Genomic DNA, 18,698 nt, shown 5'->3' on the forward strand with positions numbered 1-18,698 from the left:
GCCCGACTCACGTAGGCTGACCCCCATGTCCACGCCTGACCAGTCGCCGAGTCGCAAGCGCCGTATCACCCAGCACCTGGGGATCATGGTCGCGGCGTCCACCGCCCTCGGAGTCCTGGTGGCCGGCATGGCCATGCCGTTCGCCTTCGTCGCCAGCTCGATGGCCACCGACGTCTCCGAGCAGATGGAGGACCTCCCGGCCGAGCTCGAGTTCAAGCCGCTCGCCCAGAAGACCAACGTCTACTCCGTCGACGGCGACCTGATCGCCTCGTTCTACGACGAGAACCGCGTCACGGTCACGTTGGACCAGATCTCCAAGCCGATGGTGCAGGCCATCCTCGCGATCGAGGACTACCGCTTCTACCAGCACGGCGCCCTCGACCTGAAGGGCACGATGCGCGCCCTGATCAGCAACCAGGCGGCCGACAGCGTCGTCCAGGGTGGATCCTCGATCACCCAGCAGATGGTCAAGCTGACGCTCATCGACCAGGCCAAGGACGACCCGGACGCGCGCCAGGCTGCCACCGACGACACCTACCAGCGCAAGCTGCGCGAGCTGCGCTACGCCATCGCCTTCGAGCAGAAGTACTCCAAGGACTGGATCCTCGAGCGCTACCTCAACATCGCCTACTTCGGCGACGGCGCCTACGGCGTGCAGGCGGCCGCCAAGCGCTACTTCAACAAGAACGCCAAGAAGCTGACGGTCAAGGAGGCCGCGCTCCTGGCGGGCATGGTGAAGAACCCGGTCGGCTACGACCCGGTCAACTACCCCGACCGCGCCAAGGCCCGCCGCAACGTGGTGCTGGCGCGGATGGCGCAGCTCAACGTCATCCCGAAGGAGCAGGCCACCCGCCTGCAGGAGAAGGGCCTCGGCCTCGACCGCCAGCCCGCCGCCAACGGCTGCGTCAACTCGCCTGCCGCGTTCTTCTGCGACTACCTCTACCGCTACCTGCTGGAGGACAAGTCGCTCGGCAAGACCAAGGAGGAGCGTCGCGACCTGCTGCGCTCCGGCGGCCTGACCATCAAGACCACGGTCGACCTCAAGTTCCAGAAGGCGGCCGACGAGTCGGTGCGCAAGCACGTCTTCCCGACTGACCAGGCCATCGGCGGCCTGGCCATGATCGAACCGCGCTCCGGTGACGTGAGAGCACTGGCCCAGTCGCGCCCGATGGGCACGAAGAAGAAGGCCGGGCAGACGATGCTCAACTACGTCGTCCCCAAGCGGTTGGGCGACTCCAACGGCTTCCAGGCCGGGTCGACGTTCAAGGTCTTCGTGCTGGCCGCCGCCCTCAACCAGGGCAAGATCTCGATGACCCAGCAGATCAGCTCGCCGCCGAAGATGGTGTTCAACGAGAGCGAGTTCGAGGACTGCGACGGCGAGCCCTACGGCTACGCGCCCTTCACGATGAACAACTCGACGACCTCGGGCGCGAAGAACATGTACACCGGCACCCGGGAGTCGGTGAACACCTACTTCCTGCAGCTGACGAAGTCGACCGGCCTCTGCGAGCCCTACGAGCTCGCCAAGGAGATGGGCATCGAGCTCACCAACCCGGAGGGCAAGGAGCCCGGCGGCGGCTCCCCGGAGCGCGTCCCCACCTTCGTCCTCGGCATCGCCGACACCAGCCCGCTGGAGCTCGCCGAGGCGTACGCGACCTTCGCCGGCCGCGGCCTGCACTGCGCCGCGCGTCCGGTCACCTCGATCGAGGACGCCGCCGGCAACGTGCTGAAGGACTACCCCAAGGACTGCAAGCAGGTGCTGGCGGGCTCGGTCGCCGACGCCGTCAACGACGTGCTGCGCGGCGTCCAGGAGCCGGGCGGCTTCGGCTACGGCCGCGGCCTCGCCCTGCCCCAGCAGTCGGCCGGCAAGACCGGAACCACCAGCGACAACAAGGCCGTGTGGTTCGCCGGCTACACCCCCAACCTCGCCGCCGCCTCGATGATCGCGGGCGCCAACTTCGAGGGCAGCCCGATCAGCCTCAACACCCAGTCGGTCGGAGGCGTGTACATCAGTTCTGCGTCCGGCTCCGGCACGGCAGGACCGATGTGGGGCGACGCGATGAAGCCCATCGCCGAGTGGCTGCCCGACGAGGAGTTCCAGCGACCCTCCGGCTCGGAGATCCTCGGGGCGCTGACCCCCGTGCCGTCGGTCAGCGGCATGACGATCGAGAAGGCGACCAAGGTACTCGAGGACGAGGGCTTCAAGGTCGCCGTCGGCGGCGTCGTCAACTCCAACGTCGACGAGGGCCTGGTCGCCTGGTCCTCGCCCGGCAGCGGTTCGTCGCTGAGCAGCGGCGACACCGTCTACATCTACCCGTCGTCCGGCTACGTCCCGAAGCCGAAGGCGAAGCCCAAGAAGAAGAAGGGCAAGCGCAACGGCCGTGGGCGAGGGCCGGGGCGCGGCTGAGCCGGGCTGAACGGGCACGACGTACGAGAACGGGCACCGAGGATGACCTCGGTGCCCGTTCTGCGTGTCAGGCCTTCTGCGTGTCCGGGCGTGGCTGCCCGTACCGGGTTGCTCAGCCGAGCTGGCGACGCACCTCGGCCGCGACCGCACCGCCGTCGGCGCGACCCTTGACCTGCGGCGTCACGACGCCCATGACCTTGCCCATCGCCTTCATGCCGTCGGCGGCGGCGCCGGTCTTCTCGATGGCGGCGGCGACGAGAGCCGAGACCTCCTCGGGCGTCAGCGGGGTCGGGAGGTAGTCCGCGATCACCTCGGCCTCGGCCTTCTCCTTGGCCGCCATCTCGTCGCGGCCCGCCTCGGCGAAGGCGGCGTGCGCCTCACGGCGCTTCTTCGCCTCACTCGTCAGCACGGTCAGCACGTCGTCGTCGCTGAGCTCCTTGGCCTGCTTGCCGGCCACCTCGGCGTTGGTCACGGCGGTCAGCACCATGCGCAGCGTCGAGGAGCGCACCTCGTCGCGGGCCTTGATGGCGGCGGTCAGGTCACTGCGGAGACGGTCCTTGAGCTCACTCATGCGTCCAGTGTGGCAGGCATCGCCCGACCCGACCCGGCACAGGCACCGCGTCCGACCCGGCACCCGCAGGCGTGCGTATCAGTTCTCAACCGTCAACCGTGCTCGCGTCCGCGCCCAAGACCACCCGGCGCACCAAAGGCTGCGCTAGGTTTTCGTCCGAACCACACCCCGATCAGAAGGATTGACATGCGCGCTGAGTCAGACGGCGTGCTCGCGTGGGGTGGTCACCTCCCGGCCCCGGATCAGGGCTCGATCCATGTCGCCCGGGGAACTTCGAGCAAGGGTGGCGCGGGCGCCATCGGCGCCTCTGCACCGGGTCGCCGTCGGGCGGCCGAGAAACACCGGATCCGCATGTCATGAGGCGTCATCAATCCGTCGGTGCCGCGGTGGGTGTCCTGCTCGTCGTGACGGGATGCAGCACGCTGCAAGAGGATGCCGACGAGCAGGCGGCGCGGTTGGCCGACGGCGCGCTGCTGGAGGGCTTGGAGCGCGAGATGCAGACGGTTGGAGCCACGACCGCCGCGCAACGCGGCGAGGCAGCCGAAGCGTGGCTCTCCACTCCGGACCCGGCAATCACGGACGGCCACGGCGCATCGACGTGGGTGGTGCGCGAGCAGGAAGGAGCGTCTGTGACCGTTGCGGTCTACCAGTACTACGAATCCGGGAGCTTCTTCCCACCCGACCAAGGAGAAGCCGTTTGGGGTCTGACGTGCCGGACGTACGAGGTGACCCGCGAGGTCACGGCGCGTTCCGTCACCTGTCCTGACGGGACTCCAGCCACCCCGTGAGGCGAGATGCCCCGGCCAATGAACATGCGCCCCCGTCGGTTCGTCGCCGGGCCTGCCGCAACCCGGTGACACCGTTGTTCGGCCTGATCTGGCGGCTCCTGGCCCTCGCGGCCCTGGCCCTGTGGGCGGTGGCGGCGCTGGCGTACGGCGTCTTCCTGGCCGAGCTCTCGGAGGTCGGCACCCAGGAGGTCTGCCAGATCCGGCAGCAGGTGTTCGTGCCCGAGGCGTGGGAGCGGGCCGAACGCGGCTCCTGGTGGTGGCAGTTCTCCAGCGCCTGCAACGGCGAGTACGACCTGGTCCCGAACTGGTGGGCGCTCGCCGTGCTGCTCCCGGTCGTGCTCTCTGCACTGATCGCGCGGACGCTCCTGCGTGGCGGAGCGGCACCCGACGCTGTGGCACGCTGTGCCACGTGAGCGCATCGACTTTCCTGGGACGAACCGCTGGCGTCGGCCTGCTTGCCGGAGGCGCACTGGCGGCGTACGCAGCCTGGGAGGCCCGGCAGTACACCCTGCGTGAGGTCACCGTGCCCCTGCTCCCGTCCGGCCACGAGCCGCTGCGGGTGCTGCACCTCTCCGACATCCACATGACGCCCGAGCAGCATGCGAAGCAGGAGTGGCTGGCCTCGTTGGCCGACCTCGAGCCCGACCTGGTGATCAACACCGGCGACAACCTGGCCCACCGCGACGCCGTGGAGCACGTGGTCGAGCCGCTCGCCGACCTGCTGAGGCTGCCGGGGGCTTACGTCCTGGGCTCCAATGACTACTTCGAGCCGACCATGCGCAACCCCTTGGCCTACCTGGGCGCCGACCTCGGCCTGCGCCACACCACCGCCCCACAGCTGCCATGGGGTGAGCTGAAGCGGGCCTTCAGCGACGAGGGCTGGCTCGACCTCACCAATGGCTTCGGAGAGCTGACCGTCAGGGGCACGCGCATTGCCTTCGTGGGCGTCGACGACCCGCACCTCTCCTACGACGACCTCGAGCGCGTGGCGGGACCCGCGGACGCCACGGCGGACGTACGCCTGGCCGTGGTGCACGCGCCCTACCTGCGGGTGCTGGATGCGTTCGCGCGCGACGGCTACGACGCGATCATCGCGGGCCACACGCACGGCGGTCAGGTCTGCCTGCCGACGCTCGACGGACGCGGACGAGCCCTGACCACCAACTGTGACCTCGAGCCGGCGCGCGCGAAGGGTCTGCACCGTCACCCCGCAGCGTCCCAGCCGGGTGACGAAGGTTCGAGCTGGCTGCACGTCTCGGCTGGCCTGGGCACCAACCCGTACGTCCGGTTCCGGGTCGCCTGCCGCCCCGAGGCGACGCTCATGACCTTCGTCCCGGAGGCCTGACCCGATTTAGTACCGGCGTCACCGCTCCGCTATGCTCACTTCGTTCGTGAGTGCCTCGGAGCAATCCACTCGGTGCCCACGATCGGGCTGTGGCGCAGCTTGGTAGCGCGCCTCGTTCGGGACGAGGAGGCCGCAGGTTCAAATCCTGTCAGCCCGACAGTTGCTCCCCGGATCCATCGGATCCGGGGAGTTCTGCATTTCCGACACCTTGGTCCGCCGCACCGTCCCACTGCTGCGCGAACTCGCGTTAGTCCATTATGTTGGTCCACATACGCGACCGACAGGAGTGGACATGACCGCCTCCTCACACCTCGTGGCTGGCATCGGACTGACCGCGACCGGCATCCTGGCGCTCACCGAGCACTTCGAGGCCGTGCCCGCTGCGCTCGTGGCCAGCGCAGGGGCCTGGTGGATCCTGCGGGACGCGCCTGCCTGAGCCCCGGACGTACGAACGCCTGCCCCGGAGACCGGGACAGGCGTTCGAAGGCGGCAGAGGGCTCTCAGAGAGCCCCCAGCGTCACTGCTGGACGAGGAGCTCCGCGATCTGCACGGTGTTGAGGGCAGCACCCTTGCGCAGGTTGTCGTTGCTGATGAAGAGCGCGAGGCCGCGGTTGCCGTCGACACCCTCGTCCTGGCGGATGCGACCGACGTACGACGGGTCCTTGCCGGCCGCCTTGCGCGGCGTCGGGATCTCCTCCAGCTGGACCCCCGGGGCGTCGGCCAGCAGCTCGCGGGCCTTCTCCGGGGTCAGCTCGGCCTCGAACTCGGCGTTGACCGCCAGCGAGTGGCCGCTGAAGACGGGCACGCGCACGCAGATGCCGGAGACCTTGAGGTCGGGGATGCCGAGGATCTTGCGGGACTCGTTGCGGAGCTTCTGCTCCTCGTCGGTCTCGTTGAGGCCGTCGTCGACGATCGAGCCCGCCAGCGGCAGCACGTTGTAGGCGATGGACTCGACGTAGGGCGCCGGGTCGCCGAGCGCGACGGCGGTGCCGTCGTACGCCAACGGGCGCGGGTCCTCGATCGCCTCGACGCCCGAGGCGAGCGCCTCGACGCCGGCGACTCCCGAGCCGGAGACGGCCTGGTAGGTCGACACCACGAGCCGCTTGAGGCCCGCTGCGTCGTGCAGCACCTTGAGGATCGGCATGGCCGCCATCGTGGTGCAGTTGGGGTTGGCGATGATGCCGCGGCCGGCCTCGACCACACCGGCGAACGCCTCGGGGTTGACCTCGGAGACGACCAGCGGGATCTCGGGGTCCTTGCGGAAGGCCGAGGAGTTGTCGACGACGATCACGCCGGCGTCGACGAACCGCTGAGCCTGGGCCCGCGAAGTGGTGGCGCCGGCCGAGAAGAGCGCGATGTCGAGCCCGGTCGGGTCGGCGGTCGCGACGTCCTCGACGACGACGTCCTTGCCCTGGAACTGCAGCACCTTGCCGGCGGAGCGGGAGGAGGCGAAGAAGCGCACCTCGGTCGCGGGGAAGTCCCGCTCCTCGAGGATCTGGCGCATCGCGACGCCCACCTGGCCGGTGGCGCCGACGATCCCGATCGCGGTCATCGCCCGGTCCCTCCGTAGACCACGGCCTCGACCTCGTCGGCGTCCAGCCCGAACTCGTGGTGCGCGGCCAGGACCGCGGTGTCGACGTCGGCGGAGTCGACGATCACCGAGATGCGGATCTCCGAGGTGGAGATCATCTCGATGTTGACGCCCGCGCCGGCCAGCGCGGCGAAGAACTTCGAGGTGATGCCGGGGTGCGAGCGCATGCCGGCACCGATGAGGGAGACCTTGCCGATCTGGTCGTCGAAGAGGAGGCGCTCGTAACCGACCTCGGACTCCACCTTCGCCAGGGCACCCATGGCCGCCTGGCCGTCCTCGCGGGGCAGGGTGAACGAGATGTCCGTACGCGCGGTGGCGGCAGCCGAGACGTTCTGCACGACCATGTCGATGTTGACGCCGGCGTCGGCCAGCGTCTGGAAGATGCGGGCGGCCTCACCGATCTTGTCGGGCACGCCGACGACGGTGATCTTGGCTTCGCTGCGGTCGTGGGCGACGCCGGAGATGATGGCCTGTTCCATGGCTTCCTCGTTCTCGCTGGGGGCGGGCAGGACCCACGTGCCTTCCTTGGTGGAGAAGGACGAGCGCACGTGGATGGGCATGTTGTAGCGGCGCGCGTACTCCACGCAGCGCAGGTGGAGGATCTTGGCGCCGGAGGCGGCCATCTCCAGCATCTCCTCGTGGGAGACGCGGTCGAGCTTGCGGGCGGTGGGGACGATCCTCGGGTCGGCGGTGAAGACACCGTCGACGTCGGAGTAGATCTCGCAGACCTCGGCGCCCAGCGCGGCCGCCAGCGCCACCGCGGTGGTGTCGGAGGCGCCGCGGCCCAGCGTCGTGACGTCCTTGGTGCTCTCGGAGACACCCTGGAAGCCGGCCACGATCGCGATCGCGCCGTCGGCGATGGCGTGCTCGATGCGGCCCGGGGTGATCTTCTGGATCTTCGCCCGGCCGTGCTCGGCCGTGGTGATGACCCCCGCCTGGGAGCCGGTGAACGACTGGGCCTTGTGGCCGAGCTGGGAGATCGCCATGGCGACCAGCGCCATCGAGATCCGCTCGCCGGCGGTGAGCAGCATGTCCAGCTCACGCGGCGGCGGCAGCGGGCTCACCTGCTCGGCGAGGTCACGCAGCTCGTCGGTCGTGTCACCCATGGCCGAGACCACGACGACGACGTCGTGCCCCAGCTTCTTGGTGTTGACGATCCGCTGGGCGACCCGCTTGATGCCGGCTGCGTCCGCGACGGAGGAACCCCCGTACTTCTGCACGACAATGCCCACCGAATTACCACCTTGCTCGTTGGCTGGAGAGCCGACGCGGTGCGTCGACGCCGGCAAGTCTAATCCGGCGCCTCGGAGCGGTTGACGAGGATCTCATCGGCCACCGCGACGACCTCCTCGTCGAGGGGGTTCTCGACGTCCAGGCGGGCGTGGTGCACCACCGACCAAAGGGCGTTGAGCGCTGCGCCGGCGAGGTTGCCCCACGAGGAGACGTACGAGAACTGCCACCACCACAGCGCCTCGACGACGTCGCCGCGGCGGTAGTGGCGCAGGCCGTTCTCCAGGTCGGCGGCGATGCTCGTGACGTCGTCGGAGAGCAGGCTCTCGACGACCTCCAGGTCGTAGGGGTCGAAGACGAACGAGTAGGCGTCAACCGGTCCGAGCGCGACGGCCAGGGCGCGACGGAGGTCGTCCATGTCGCCCTCCATCCCGACGTCGGGCTGGTGCTCGGCGGAGGGCCGGAAGTCGACCTGGGCGCCGAGACGTGCTCCGGCGAGCGAGATCTGGGCCATCTCGAGCAGCAGGATCGGAATGGCTCGCCCACTGTCGCCCTCGTGGGCGACCGCCTGGGTGGCGAGGAGGAAGGACTCCACCTGGTCGGCGATCTGGCCGGCGAAGACTTCGAGATCGGTGTCCAGCACCGTGGGGCCCTTCATGCCAGCCACCTCAGCTCCCGCCGTCATCGGCCGACCGCCTTCCGGCGAACGCCCGCCCCAAGGTGACTTCGTCGGCGTACTCGAGGTCACCGCCTACTGGCAGTCCACTCGCCAGACGCGTCACGCGCAACCCCAACGGCTTCAGCATTCTCGTGAGGTAGGTGGCCGTCGCCTCCCCCTCGAGGTTCGGGTCGGTGGCCAGGATGACCTCGGTGACGGTGCCGTCGGCCAGGCGCATCATCAGCTCGCGCACGTGGAGCTGCTCGGGGCCGATGCCGTCGATCGGCGAGATCGCCCCGCCGAGCACGTGGTAGCGGCCCTTGAACTCGCGGGTGCGCTCGATCGCGACGACGTCCTTGTACTCCTCGACGCAGCACAGGACCGTCGGGTCACGGCGCGGGTCACGGCAGATGCGGCACTGCGTGTCCTGGGAGACGTTGAAGCAGGTCGAGCAGAACTTGACCTTCTCCTTGACCTCGTGGAGCACGTCGGCGAGACGCTTCACGTCCTCCGGGTCGGCCTGGAGGATGTGGAACGCGATCCGCTGCGCGCTCTTGGGACCGACACCGGGGAGCCTGCCGAGCTCGTCGATGAGGTCCTGGACGACACCTTCGTACAAGGAGAACCTCAGCCGAGCCCGGGGAAGCCACCGGCGATGGGGCCCATGACGGCCGTCGCCTCGGCCTCGGCCTTGGCCTTGGCGTCGCGGTAGGCGGCGACGAGGAGGTCGGAGAGGTCCTCGAGGTCCTCGACCGACGAACCGTCGAAGGTGCCGGGGGTGATGTCGACCGCGGTGAGCTCGCCGGCGCCGGAGACGTGGACCTTCACGCCACCGGACTCACCGGTGAACTGGGCGGCCCGCAGGCGCTCCTGCGCCTCCTCCATCTGGCTCTGGAGCTGCTGCGCCTGGGCGAGCAGGGCGTTCATGTCGAAGCCGCCGTCGGCTCCGCCGAGGGCGTCGAAGGGATTCTGGCTCATGGTGATGTCCTCTGTCGTGGGCGTCGGTGCTGTGCGTCAGGTGCTGATGGGTGCTGCGAGTCGGTCCGTGCCGCGGGGCACGGGCGGCTACTGGTGCTTGATCTCTTCGATGACTCTGGCGCCCAGCGTGCGCTTCAACAGCTCGGCGCTGTCGAGCTCCTGGGACTCCGCGTCCGGGTCGTCACGGCTGACGGCCGCGTCCGCGAGGGCCCGGTCGTCGTTGCGCTTGGGCATCTCGCCGTTGCGCGTCTGCTGGATGGCCTCACGGGCAGCCCGCACGGACTGCTGGTCGACCGGTGGCTGCTGCGCCGCCGGCGAGCGGTCGTACGACTCCGGTGGCGGCGGCGGGCCGTCGTCGTCCGGGGGCTCCGACGGCGGAGGCGGCTCGTAGCCGCCGTCGTCGCCACGGCCGGGCTGGGGACGCTGGCCGGCTGGGCCGGACTGGGGCAAGTCGGCCTGGGCCCGCTCGGGCTGCCGCTGGTCCGGCTGCGCCTGCGCTGGCTGGGTGGGCTTCACCGCCGGGGACTTCACCGTGTAGGCCGGCCCGGCACCGCCAGGGACCACCCCGGGGTCCACGACGGCATCGATGTTCCAGGCGACCCCGATGACGTCGATGGCTGCCTCACGCACGATGAGGTCGCTTCCGCCCTTGACGAAGGACTCGCGCGCCCCGGCGTTGTTGAAGCCCAGGGTGAGCGTGTTGCCGTCGACACCGGTGACCTGGGCGTTCTGGGTCAGCAGCATCCAGGCGAGGCGGCGACGGCTGCGGACGGCATCGACGACGTCGGGCCACAGGCGTCGTACGTCGACGAGGCTGAGGCCACCGGTCGGCGCACCCGGAGGGTTGGTCGGGGTGGAGGGGTCGGGCGCGCTCGCAGGAGCCTGCGAAGCGGACTGGCCAGGCGGGGTTGCGCTCGCGGCGGGAGCACCCCACCCCGCGGGTTCGCTGGCAGCAGCGGGCTGCGCAGGTCGGGTCGGCGCCGCCGGAGCTGGGGCCTGGGGCTGCTGCTGGGGCTGCTGCACCGGCTCCTGGGCGGGGGCCTGCGCTGCGGTGGTCGGGGCGGCCGGTGCTGCCGAGGGCGGGGCCTGGGCCGCCGGGGGTGCCACCGCCTGGCGCGCTGCCTGCTGGGGCGAGTACTGCGCCGACTGCTGGGTCGGCTGCTGCTGCTGGGGCGCACGGGACGGCGGCTGGGCGTCACCGGTCGGCACCGCGCCGATGGCGAAGCGCTTCTCCATGCGGTCCAGGCGGGCCTGGACCCCGTCGGTCGTGTGGTCGGCACCCGGCAGGAGGACCCGGGCGCAGATGAGCTCCAGGAGCAGGCGCGGGGAGATCGCGCCCTTCATGTCCATGAGTCCGGCAGCCAGGATGTCGGCGGCACGGGAGAGGTCGGACCCGCCGAACCGGGCAGCCTGCGCGGCGAGGCGTTCACCCTGGTCCTGCGAGACGTCGATGAGTCCGGTGGTCGGGGCGTCCGGCACGGCGGCGACGATGACCAGGTCACGCAGGCGGCGCAGGAGGTCCTCGGCGAACCGACGCGGGTCCTGCCCCGACTCGATCACCTTGTCGACCACACCGAAGACCGCTGCGCCGTCGGAGGCCGCGAAGGCGTCGACGATCTCGTCCAGCAGGGTGTCCGGGGTGAAGCCGAGCAGCGCGACGGCCAGCCGGTGGGTGACGCCCTCGGGCCCCGCGCCGCCGATCAGCTGGTCGAGCACGCTCAGGGTGTCTCGGGCCGAACCGGCGCCTGCGCGTACGACGAGCGGCACGGCGGCTGGTTCGATGGCCACGCCCTCACGGGCGCAGAGGTCGGAGACGTGCTCCGACAGCATCCGCGGCGGGATGAGCCGGAACGGGTAGTGGTGGGTACGCGAGCGGATGGTCGGGATGACCTTCTCCGGCTCGGTGGTGGCGAAGATGAACCGCAGGTGAGGCGGCGGCTCCTCCACCAGCTTGAGCAGGGCGTTGAAGCCCTGGTTCGAGACCATGTGGGCCTCGTCGATGATGTAGATCTTGAAGCGGTCGCGCACCGGGGCGAAGAACGCCTTCTCGCGCAGGTCACGCGCGTCGTCCACGCCACCGTGCGAGGCCGCGTCGATCTCGATCACGTCGATCGAACCGCCTCCGCCCGTGGCGAGGTCGCGGCACGAGTCGCACTCGCCGCAGGGCTCGGCGGTGGGCGCCTGCGCGCAGTTCAACGTACGCGCGAGGATGCGCGCCGAGGTCGTCTTGCCGCAGCCGCGTGGGCCGGAGAAGAGGTAGGCGTGGTTGACCCGGTCGTTCGCCAAGGCGTTGCGCAGCGGCTGCGTGACGTGGTCCTGGCCGATGACCTGGGAGAACGTCTCGGGCCGGTAGCGGCGGTAGAGAGCGAGCGGTGAGTCCACGTGTGAACCCTAACCACCGATACCGACAACCACCCATTGCGTCGGGAGATCCGTGACCAGAGTGAGAGCAGGGACGCACCTGTGGCCACTCAGCGGTCCCTGCGCTGCGAGACGCGGTGCGAGCGGGCGCCGGGGCGGGCGGGTCGACGCGACCGTGGACCGGACAAAGAAAAGGCCCCCCGTGCACCCGGCAGAGCCCACCTGCCCTTGCTGCCTTCCGGCCCTGGGGGATTCAGTGAGATACCGCCGCACGGGGGGTTGGTGGGGAGTCTAGGACAGGCGGGGTGACGGCGACAAAGCGGCGGGCCATGACGAGATGGTTTCGGCCATTTCGCCGCGCAACGGCAGGCGATTTCCGGGCCGGGGGGAGGTACAGGTAGCCTCTCCGGCGGAGGTATCGCCTAGTGGCCTATGGCGCTCGCTTGGAAAGCGGGTTGGGTTAACGCCCTCGGGGGTTCGAATCCCCCTACCTCCGCCACAGATCCATCGGATCCGACAGGACGCCGGCACGCAGACTCGTGCCGGCGTCCTGCATTTCTCCCTCACCTGCCCGCGGAGGCAGGAGCCGGCGGTGGGAGCTGCTGCCCGGGGGACGGAGCTCCTCCCGTGCGTACGACGTCGACGAGGAGCGGCGCGGCCCAGACCACGGCCGCCAGGAGCAGGCCAGCCAGCACACCTGCACCGGGCGCGGGGCCCTGGCCACGGGCGTACGCACGGGTGCGCCCGAAGAGTGCCTGCGTGGCATGGCGACGGCTCCACCGCTGGGCGGCCAGCAGCTCGCTCCGGCTCACCACGTGAACCACCGCTCGCCTGCCAGCGTGACGGTGACCGTCAGCGGCAAGGACACCACCAGGACCGTCTCCGCCGTGTCGCCGAGCCACCCCCACCACGCCCCGGAGGCGCCCCGCGGGACCGCCACGACGACCAGAGGGATGAGCAGTGCCCCGGCGAGCAGGACGCCCAGGACGCCGGGCAGCCACGCGGGCTGGTGGAGCACGACGTGGAGGACCAGCCACGTCACCGTCACTCCCGCGCCGACCAGTCCGGTGGCCACGACGGTGGACGAACGCTGGTGCCGCAGGCGGAGCAGGCGTACGAGGAGGACGACCAGGAGCACGGCGGTGGCAGCCATTCCGTGCGGCACGACGAACGGCACCACGGTCAGCAGCAGCACGGTGCCCGACCACTGGAGCGACAGCACCAGCCGGTGCGCCAGGAAGATGTCGGCGTCGAGCCTGGCCACGTCGACGCCGCTCCCCTCGGCCTGACCGCGCGTCACCGTCGCACCGACCGCGAACGAGGGCACGGCCGTGGCGACGAGGCATCCCAGGGCGAGCACGACGAGGAGGACCTCCCACCGTGGAGGTCCCACCGTGGTCGAGACCGCTTCCGCCAGCCCCCAGACCGCCATCACCACGAGCGGCGGCGTGGACAACGGCCACCTCGACGACGCCATGACGGGTGCGACGAGTCCCACGGCCGCGGCGGCTGCCCCCGACGCCACGGTGGCCTCCGTTGCGCCGAGACCTCCGGCGACGGACGCATGCCACCCGGTCACCATGGTGATGGGCACGCCGAGCCATCCACCCGCGACCGGAGCCCAGGACGGACCGGCGGCACGGGTCATGAGGACCGTCACGGCCAGCACCAGCAGCGCCCCCGCGCCCACGGCGGCGGAGGTCCCGGCAGGCAGTCGCGACACCAGGAGGACGACGAGGACCAGACCCACCAGCGTGAGCGGCACCAGGGTCCCCGCCCGTTCGGCGGACCCGGGACCCCACGACGCCAGCACCTCGCGTGAGCGCTCGTGCACCGCCTCGACGAGGTCGTCGTGGAGGACGGCGGGTCGATGCTCCTCGTGGTGCGCCGCGGTCAGGACGTCGCCGTCAGCGACATCCTGACCGAGCAGTCCCCGCTCCGGGTCCAGCCGCTTTCCCCCTGCGGTCACCAGGACGGTCCGGGAGGGGTCGTGCGACCACCCGAGCCCTCGCAGCACCTCGGGGAGGATCTCCCACAGCGCCACCTCGGCCGGGAGGCTGACGTCGAGCCGACGACGTGGGGCCGCCACCTGGACCCGCAGGAGGGACGAGTGCGTCATGGTCAGCCGAAGCGCCGTGAGCCGCGCAGGTCCGCGGCCCGGTAGGCCTGGTTGGCCTCCTCGACGCCGACGGAGAAGTCACGCAGCAGGGCCACCATTTCGGCGATGGCGGTGTCCCACTGGCGCTGGGCGACGACGTAGGTCTCCTGCGCAGCACCTCCCCAGCTGGACTTCAACGGAGCGAGCTCCGACTCCAGCTGGTCGAGGCGCCCCTCGATCCGGACTGCGGCCTGGACGAGGTCTCGGCTGGCGCCGTCGAGGGCGCGGTGGTCGACCTGGATTCCGTTGAACATGTCGCCCCCCTCAACCCAGCCGACTGAGCAGTCGCTGGGTCACGTCGGCCTGGGCTGAGTCGGTGGCGACGGCGTCGCGTCCCGTCTCCTCGAGCGCTGCCGCCAGGCCGTCGAGCGCGCCCACGACGCGTTGCTGCTTGCTCTGCCAGGCGTGGTGGAGCCGCTCGAAGGCCCGCGCCCCGTCGCCCTTCCACCTGCTCTCCAACGCCTCGATCTCCCCCGCCAGCTGCCGGCTCAGCGTCGTCACGTCCGTCCGTGCCCGCGTGACCGCCTCGGACGCGGCTGCCAGCACCCCCTCGCCGACCACCAGGTCTCCCTGACTCATCTGACTCATGCGACTTCCTCCCCTGCTCCGAGAACGCGGCGGACGGTCGTCCCCGCACTGAGCACCCTGTCGACCCTGCGACCGGGCGCACCAGCCCCAGCACGGCGATCAGCGAAATCTGTGGACAGAGCCGCGGGAGTACGCCGCGTGGTGTCCACAGCGGCCGGCCGGTGCGGTTCCGCACAGACGGCGCGAACGACCCGGACCGAGAGGGCCGCGTCGCTCCTACCGTCGCCCCACCGACCGCAGGAGGAAGCCTTGCCCACCCCCATGACTGGTCCGACCACCGTCCCGGCGCCCCCGACCCTGCCCCTTCCCGAGGGCAGCAGCACGCTCGTGACGGGCGCCCTTCCCATGCTCGCCGGCTTCGGGTCGATGGTGATGATGGCTGGGATGACGGGCGTGGGCCAGGCACGCGTCCTGGTGGCGGGAGGCTTCTTCCTCCTCTCCACCTCTGTGCTCCTCGGCAGCCAGATGGTGCGGCAGAGGCGTCAGCACCAGCAGCGGATCGAGGACCTGCGCCGCACCTTCCTCCGCGACCTCGCCCGCGCCCGCGGGGAGATCGACGCCCGCGCCAGCGAACGGCGTACGCGCCTCGACACCGCCCTGCCGCCGCTGCCGTCGCGACTCGGCGACATCGCAGGGGCGGCCAGCCGCACGCTCCAGTCGATCCGGATCGGAGTCGCTCGTCTGGGCCCGGAGCACACCCCCGAGCTGCTGCCACCCGAGGACCCGGACCGGGCGGATCCCGTGGCCGTGCGCGCCGTCGAGGCCCTGACCTCGCAGGCGCGGTTGAGCCAGGAGCTGCCCCTCGGTCTCGACTGGGCGCAGTGGGACCGCGTCACGGCGCAGGGCGAGGAGGCGCAGCGCGTGGACCTGGTGCGTCTGCTCGTCTGCCAGAGCGCCGTCGCCCACCATCCCTCGACGCTGAGGATCGTCCTGGTGGCACGACCCGAGGACCTGTACCGGTGGGACTGGCTCAAGTGGCTCCCCCACCACCGGTCGGCGTCCGAGCACGACGCCGTCGCCGGACGGCGGCTCGTCCTGGCCAGACTCGACGACCTCCCGGCCGACGAACGCCACCACACGCTCGTCGTCGTGGACGGGGTGGCCGCTCCCGTGGTCCCGTCGCGGACCTCGCTGCTCCAGGTGGACGTCCACCACACCGAGGTCGGGGCGCGGGAGAGCGTCGTACGTCTGGACGGCGCCTCCGCGGTGTGGGAGACGTCTGACTCCACGACCCACTTCTCGCCCGACGCCTGCAGCCACGCCCTGGCTGAGACCGTGGCACGTCGCGTCGACGGCGCCCACCAGACCGCCCGGTCCGTCGAGCACGCGGCCCTCGACGACCTACCGGCCCTGGTGGGGGTGCCCGAGATCGACCGCTGGACGCCGGAGGAGACGTGGTCCGGTCCCGCTGCGCAGCTGGCCGTCCCGATCGGCCTCGACGAGGAGCACCGACCCGTCGTGCTCGATCTGAAGGAGTCCGCGCACGGCGGCGACGGTCCCCACGGGCTGGTGGTGGGAGCCACCGGTTCCGGCAAGTCGGAGCTGCTGCGGACCCTGGTGCTGGGCCTCGCCATGACGCACGCCCCGCTGGACCTCGCAATGGTGCTGGTCGACTTCAAGGGTGGCGCCACCTTCGCAGGCCTCTCGAGGCTGCCTCACGTCTCGGCCCTCGTGACCAACCTCGGGGACGACCTCTCCCTCGTGGACCGGATGGCCGACACCTTGACCGGAGAGCTGGTCCGTCGCCAGGAGGTGCTGCGCGCCCACGGCCACTCCTCACTCGTCGAGCACCGCGAGGCGAGGGCGTCCGACCCCTCCCTGGAGCCGATGCCGTCATTGTTCGTCTGCATCGACGAGTTCTCCGAGCTGCTCTCGGCCCGCCCGGAGTTCATCGACGTCTTCGTCGCCATCGGGCGCGTGGGCCGCTCCCTCGGCGTCCACCTTCTCCTGGCGTCCCAGCGGATCGAGGAGGGCCGTCTGCGCGGGCTCGAGACGCACCTGTCCTACCGGATCGGACTGCGCACCTTCTCCGCGGCTGAGTCCCGGGCCGCCCTCGGCGTCCCGGACGCCTTCTCCCTGCCTTCGTCGCCGGGGGCCGGCTACCTCAGCACCGGAACCGGGGGTCTGAGGCGCTTCTCCGCGGCGTACGTCTCGGGGCCCCCAACCCAGCGCCGGGTCATCGCTCCCTTCCGCCGCCCTCTGCCCTGGACGCTGCTGCCGCTGCCCCGGCCGGTGGCACCGATCCCGCGAGCCGACGCGACGACAGGCCCTGCTGGCGTCAGCACCGTTGACGTCGTCGTCGATCGCGTCGCGCACCTTCCGCGTACCCGCCCCATCTGGCTGCCCCCGTTGGAGCATTCGGCGGCGTTGGGTGAGCTGCTCACCGACGTACGCAGCGACCCTGCGCTGGGCCTGCACTCCCCACGGATCCGGGCGGCTGCGGGACGGCAGGTCGCGGTCGGAGTGGTGGACCGCCCCCGCGAGCAGCGGCGAGACGTGTGGTCGCTGGACCTGTCCGGCGCCACCGGCCACTGTGCCGTCATCGGTGGCCCCCGCAGTGGTCGTACGACGGCGCTGCGCACCATCGTGACCGGCCTCGCCCTGGGTGCCACACCGACAGAGCTCCAACTCTTCCTCCTCGACTTCGGCGGCGGCGGCCTTGCTCCGCTGGCTGGCCTGCCGCACGTGGCGGGCCACGCCTCCCGGGGAGAGGAGCTGCTGTCGCGGCTGGCCCAGGAGGTCCGCGACCTGGTCGACCGCCGCGAGGCCCTCTTCCGCGACCACGGACTCGACGGTTTCGACGCGTACGTCCGCGCACGTGCCGCCGGCAGGGTGGACGACGGCTACGGCGAGATCTTCGTGGTGGTCGACGGGTGGGGCACCCTGCGCAGCGACGACCACGACCTCGAGGCGGCGCTGCACCGCGTGGCCGAGCGGGCGCTGACGTTCGGGGTCCACCTGGTCGTGGCCACCCAACGCTGGGGCGACCTGCGGCCCGCCGTACGCGACCTGTTCGGCTCGCAGGTCGAGCTGCGGCTCGGCGACCCCGCCGAGTCGACGGTCCACCGGGCGCGGGCCGCCACCGTGCCGGCCGGTGTGCCCGGACGTGGGTTGGTGACCGGCGGGCTGCACCTGCTCACCGCCCGACCAGCGCTGGATGCGACGTCGGACGTCACCGACCTGGTGGCGGCGATCGACCGCCACTGGAGCGGCACGCGACCCCCGCGCATCACCCGCCTGCCCGAGTCCGTCGACCTCGACGGGCTGCTGGCCGACGTCGACGTCCCCGCGGACACGATCCTCCTGGGCGCCAGCAGCGCCGACGTTCCGGTGGGACTCGACCTCGGGGTCGACCTGCACCTGGTGGTCCGGGGCGCCCACGGGTCGGGCCGCAGCAGCACGCTGCGCACCTACCTGCATGAAGTCACCAGGGCGCGACCACCGAGCCACCTCCAGGTGGTGCTGGTGGACCCCCGCGGGAGTCTCGACGGAGTCGTGGAGCACGAGCACCTGCTCCACCACCTGGTGTCACGCCAACAGACCAGCGCCGCCCTCGCTGAGCTGGCCTCCTACCTGGAAGGACGCCTCCCGACCCCCGACGTCGGCGTCGAGGCACTGCGCTCGCGCTCGTGGTGGAGCGGCGCCGAGGTGGTCGTGGTGGTCGACGACCACGACCTCGTGACTGCTGGTGGGTGGCAGCAGAGTGGGCTGCAACGTCTCACCTCCCTGCTCCCCCAAGCGCGCGACGTCGGGCTCCGGGTGGTCGTGGCGCAACGCACCGGTCGCGGAGCACGCAGCCACGATCCGTTCGTCCAGGCACTGCACGACCTCGACGTGGCGGTGCTCGACCTCACCGCCGACGACTCCACCGGTTCTCGTACGCCTCCGGGCCGGGCCCGTCTCACGACACGCCGACGCGTTCCTCGGGCTCTCCACGTGGCACAGGTGCGCGTTCCGTCACCGGCAGTCGGCGTCCATGGCGGTCCACCCTGAACGGCCACCCCTCGTGTGGCGCTGGCCACC

17 protein-coding genes, 2 tRNA genes and 1 other RNA gene are annotated in these 18,698 nt (G+C 70.9%); 8 read left to right on the forward strand and 12 right to left on the reverse strand.

Annotated features, from left to right (window positions below):
• Positions 1 to 25 precede the first annotated feature (25 nt).
• The gene (locus FCL41_RS15860) at positions 26 to 2,407 is read left to right on the forward strand and encodes a penicillin-binding protein (protein WP_170970168.1); all 2,382 of its coding nucleotides are present in this window, start codon (positions 26 to 28) and stop codon (positions 2,405 to 2,407) included.
• 112 nt (positions 2,408 to 2,519) lie between these two features.
• Here the strand turns inward: FCL41_RS15860 and FCL41_RS15865 are convergent, their stop codons facing one another.
• Positions 2,520 to 2,978, reverse strand: coding sequence for a GatB/YqeY domain-containing protein (locus tag FCL41_RS15865; RefSeq protein ID WP_137064727.1), 459 nt, complete (start codon positions 2,976 to 2,978; stop codon positions 2,520 to 2,522).
• 386 nt (positions 2,979 to 3,364) lie between these two features.
• On the opposite strand from FCL41_RS15865, the gene FCL41_RS15870 reads away from it, so the two are divergent.
• The 5 genes from FCL41_RS15870 to FCL41_RS17185 all read left to right on the forward strand — a co-directional run bounded on the left by FCL41_RS15870 (position 3,365) and on the right by FCL41_RS17185 (position 5,547).
• Entirely contained in the window at positions 3,365 to 3,766 is a 402-nt protein-coding gene (locus FCL41_RS15870; protein ID WP_137064726.1) for a hypothetical protein, read from the forward strand.
• A 74-nt stretch (positions 3,767 to 3,840) separates the two neighbouring features.
• A complete protein-coding gene (locus tag FCL41_RS15875) occupies positions 3,841 to 4,179 on the forward strand; it encodes a hypothetical protein (protein ID WP_137064725.1) in 339 nt (112 codons plus the stop codon).
• A complete protein-coding gene (locus FCL41_RS15880; RefSeq protein WP_137064724.1) occupies positions 4,176 to 5,111 on the forward strand; it encodes a metallophosphoesterase in 936 nt (311 codons plus the stop codon). Before FCL41_RS15875 ends, FCL41_RS15880 begins: the two co-directional genes overlap by 4 nt.
• Before the next feature lie 83 nt (positions 5,112 to 5,194).
• Positions 5,195 to 5,268 (forward strand) — tRNA-Pro (locus tag FCL41_RS15885).
• Between the two features lie 135 nt (positions 5,269 to 5,403).
• On the forward strand, positions 5,404 to 5,547 hold the full coding sequence (locus tag FCL41_RS17185) for a hypothetical protein (RefSeq protein ID WP_170970167.1): 144 nt from the start codon (positions 5,404 to 5,406) through the stop codon (positions 5,545 to 5,547).
• Between the two features lie 81 nt (positions 5,548 to 5,628).
• On the opposite strand, the gene FCL41_RS15890 is transcribed toward FCL41_RS17185, so the two are convergent.
• The 7 genes from FCL41_RS15890 to ffs all read right to left on the reverse strand — a co-directional run bounded on the left by FCL41_RS15890 (position 5,629) and on the right by ffs (position 12,210).
• Positions 5,629 to 6,663, reverse strand: a complete 1,035-nt coding sequence (locus tag FCL41_RS15890; RefSeq protein WP_137064723.1) for an aspartate-semialdehyde dehydrogenase — start codon at positions 6,661 to 6,663, stop codon at positions 5,629 to 5,631.
• Complete coding sequence (locus tag FCL41_RS15895) at positions 6,660 to 7,934, reverse strand: aspartate kinase (protein WP_137064722.1); 1,275 nt, start codon at positions 7,932 to 7,934, stop codon at positions 6,660 to 6,662. Before FCL41_RS15895 ends, FCL41_RS15890 begins: the two co-directional genes overlap by 4 nt.
• 59 nt (positions 7,935 to 7,993) lie before the next feature.
• Positions 7,994 to 8,590: a DUF5063 domain-containing protein gene (locus FCL41_RS15900; protein WP_137064721.1), complete on the reverse strand. Its 597-nt coding sequence runs from the start codon at positions 8,588 to 8,590 to the stop codon at positions 7,994 to 7,996.
• A gap of 10 nt (positions 8,591 to 8,600) precedes the next feature.
• Entirely contained in the window at positions 8,601 to 9,209 is a 609-nt protein-coding gene (recR, locus tag FCL41_RS15905) for a recombination mediator RecR (protein WP_137064720.1), read from the reverse strand.
• An 8-nt stretch (positions 9,210 to 9,217) separates the two neighbouring features.
• Positions 9,218 to 9,568, reverse strand: coding sequence for a YbaB/EbfC family nucleoid-associated protein (locus FCL41_RS15910; protein ID WP_170970166.1), 351 nt, complete (start codon positions 9,566 to 9,568; stop codon positions 9,218 to 9,220).
• 87 nt (positions 9,569 to 9,655) lie between these two features.
• Positions 9,656 to 11,950, reverse strand: a complete 2,295-nt coding sequence (locus FCL41_RS15915; RefSeq protein ID WP_137064719.1) for a DNA polymerase III subunit gamma and tau — start codon at positions 11,948 to 11,950, stop codon at positions 9,656 to 9,658.
• Positions 11,951 to 12,120: 170 nt separating this feature from the next.
• Positions 12,121 to 12,210, reverse strand: an RNA gene (ffs, locus tag FCL41_RS15920) — signal recognition particle sRNA small type.
• A 130-nt stretch (positions 12,211 to 12,340) separates the two neighbouring features.
• Between ffs and FCL41_RS15925 the strand changes: the two genes are divergently transcribed.
• Positions 12,341 to 12,428: transfer RNA gene (locus FCL41_RS15925), tRNA-Ser, on the forward strand.
• Between the two features lie 64 nt (positions 12,429 to 12,492).
• Here FCL41_RS15925 and FCL41_RS15930 read toward each other — a convergent pair.
• From FCL41_RS15930 to FCL41_RS15945, 4 genes are read right to left on the reverse strand one after another with little or no spacing between them, the layout of a single operon-like run.
• Positions 12,493 to 12,741, reverse strand: coding sequence for a hypothetical protein (locus FCL41_RS15930; RefSeq protein ID WP_137064718.1), 249 nt, complete (start codon positions 12,739 to 12,741; stop codon positions 12,493 to 12,495).
• Positions 12,738 to 14,048 (reverse strand): EsaB/YukD family protein, encoded by a 1,311-nt coding sequence (locus tag FCL41_RS15935; protein WP_137064717.1) that lies wholly within the window; start codon positions 14,046 to 14,048, stop codon positions 12,738 to 12,740. The genes FCL41_RS15930 and FCL41_RS15935 overlap by 4 nt, the downstream gene beginning before the upstream one ends.
• Before the next feature lie 2 nt (positions 14,049 to 14,050).
• Positions 14,051 to 14,341 carry a WXG100 family type VII secretion target gene (locus tag FCL41_RS15940; protein ID WP_137064716.1) on the reverse strand — a complete coding sequence of 97 codons (291 nt, stop codon included), beginning with the start codon at positions 14,339 to 14,341 and terminating at the stop codon, positions 14,051 to 14,053.
• Between the two features lie 10 nt (positions 14,342 to 14,351).
• Positions 14,352 to 14,675 carry a WXG100 family type VII secretion target gene (locus tag FCL41_RS15945; protein WP_137064715.1) on the reverse strand — a complete coding sequence of 108 codons (324 nt, stop codon included), beginning with the start codon at positions 14,673 to 14,675 and terminating at the stop codon, positions 14,352 to 14,354.
• A gap of 249 nt (positions 14,676 to 14,924) precedes the next feature.
• Here FCL41_RS15945 and eccCa point away from each other — a divergent pair, with 249 nt between their 5' ends.
• The gene (gene eccCa, locus FCL41_RS15950) at positions 14,925 to 18,668 is read left to right on the forward strand and encodes a type VII secretion protein EccCa (RefSeq protein ID WP_137064714.1); all 3,744 of its coding nucleotides are present in this window, start codon (positions 14,925 to 14,927) and stop codon (positions 18,666 to 18,668) included.
• Positions 18,669 to 18,698 lie beyond the last annotated feature (30 nt).

The organism is Nocardioides jishulii (genome assembly GCF_006007965.1).
Lineage (GTDB): Bacteria > Actinomycetota > Actinomycetes > Propionibacteriales > Nocardioidaceae > Nocardioides > Nocardioides jishulii.

Excerpts from the sequence above, each read along its gene's own strand:
- FCL41_RS15860 (WP_170970168.1), top strand. The coding sequence starts at position 26 with ATGTCCACGCCTGACCAGTCGCCGAGTCGCAAGCGCCGTATCACCCAG.
- FCL41_RS15910 (WP_170970166.1), bottom strand. The coding sequence starts at position 9,568 with ATGAGCCAGAATCCCTTCGACGCCCTCGGCGGAGCCGACGGCGGCTTC.
- FCL41_RS15935 (WP_137064717.1), bottom strand. The coding sequence starts at position 14,048 with ATGACGCACTCGTCCCTCCTGCGGGTCCAGGTGGCGGCCCCACGTCGT.
- FCL41_RS15890 (WP_137064723.1), bottom strand. The coding sequence starts at position 6,663 with ATGACCGCGATCGGGATCGTCGGCGCCACCGGCCAGGTGGGCGTCGCG.
- FCL41_RS15865 (WP_137064727.1), bottom strand. The coding sequence starts at position 2,978 with ATGAGTGAGCTCAAGGACCGTCTCCGCAGTGACCTGACCGCCGCCATC.
- FCL41_RS15945 (WP_137064715.1), bottom strand. The coding sequence starts at position 14,675 with ATGAGTCAGATGAGTCAGGGAGACCTGGTGGTCGGCGAGGGGGTGCTG.
- FCL41_RS17185 (WP_170970167.1), top strand. The coding sequence starts at position 5,404 with ATGACCGCCTCCTCACACCTCGTGGCTGGCATCGGACTGACCGCGACC.
- FCL41_RS15900 (WP_137064721.1), bottom strand. The coding sequence starts at position 8,590 with ATGAAGGGCCCCACGGTGCTGGACACCGATCTCGAAGTCTTCGCCGGC.
- FCL41_RS15940 (WP_137064716.1), bottom strand. The coding sequence starts at position 14,341 with ATGTTCAACGGAATCCAGGTCGACCACCGCGCCCTCGACGGCGCCAGC.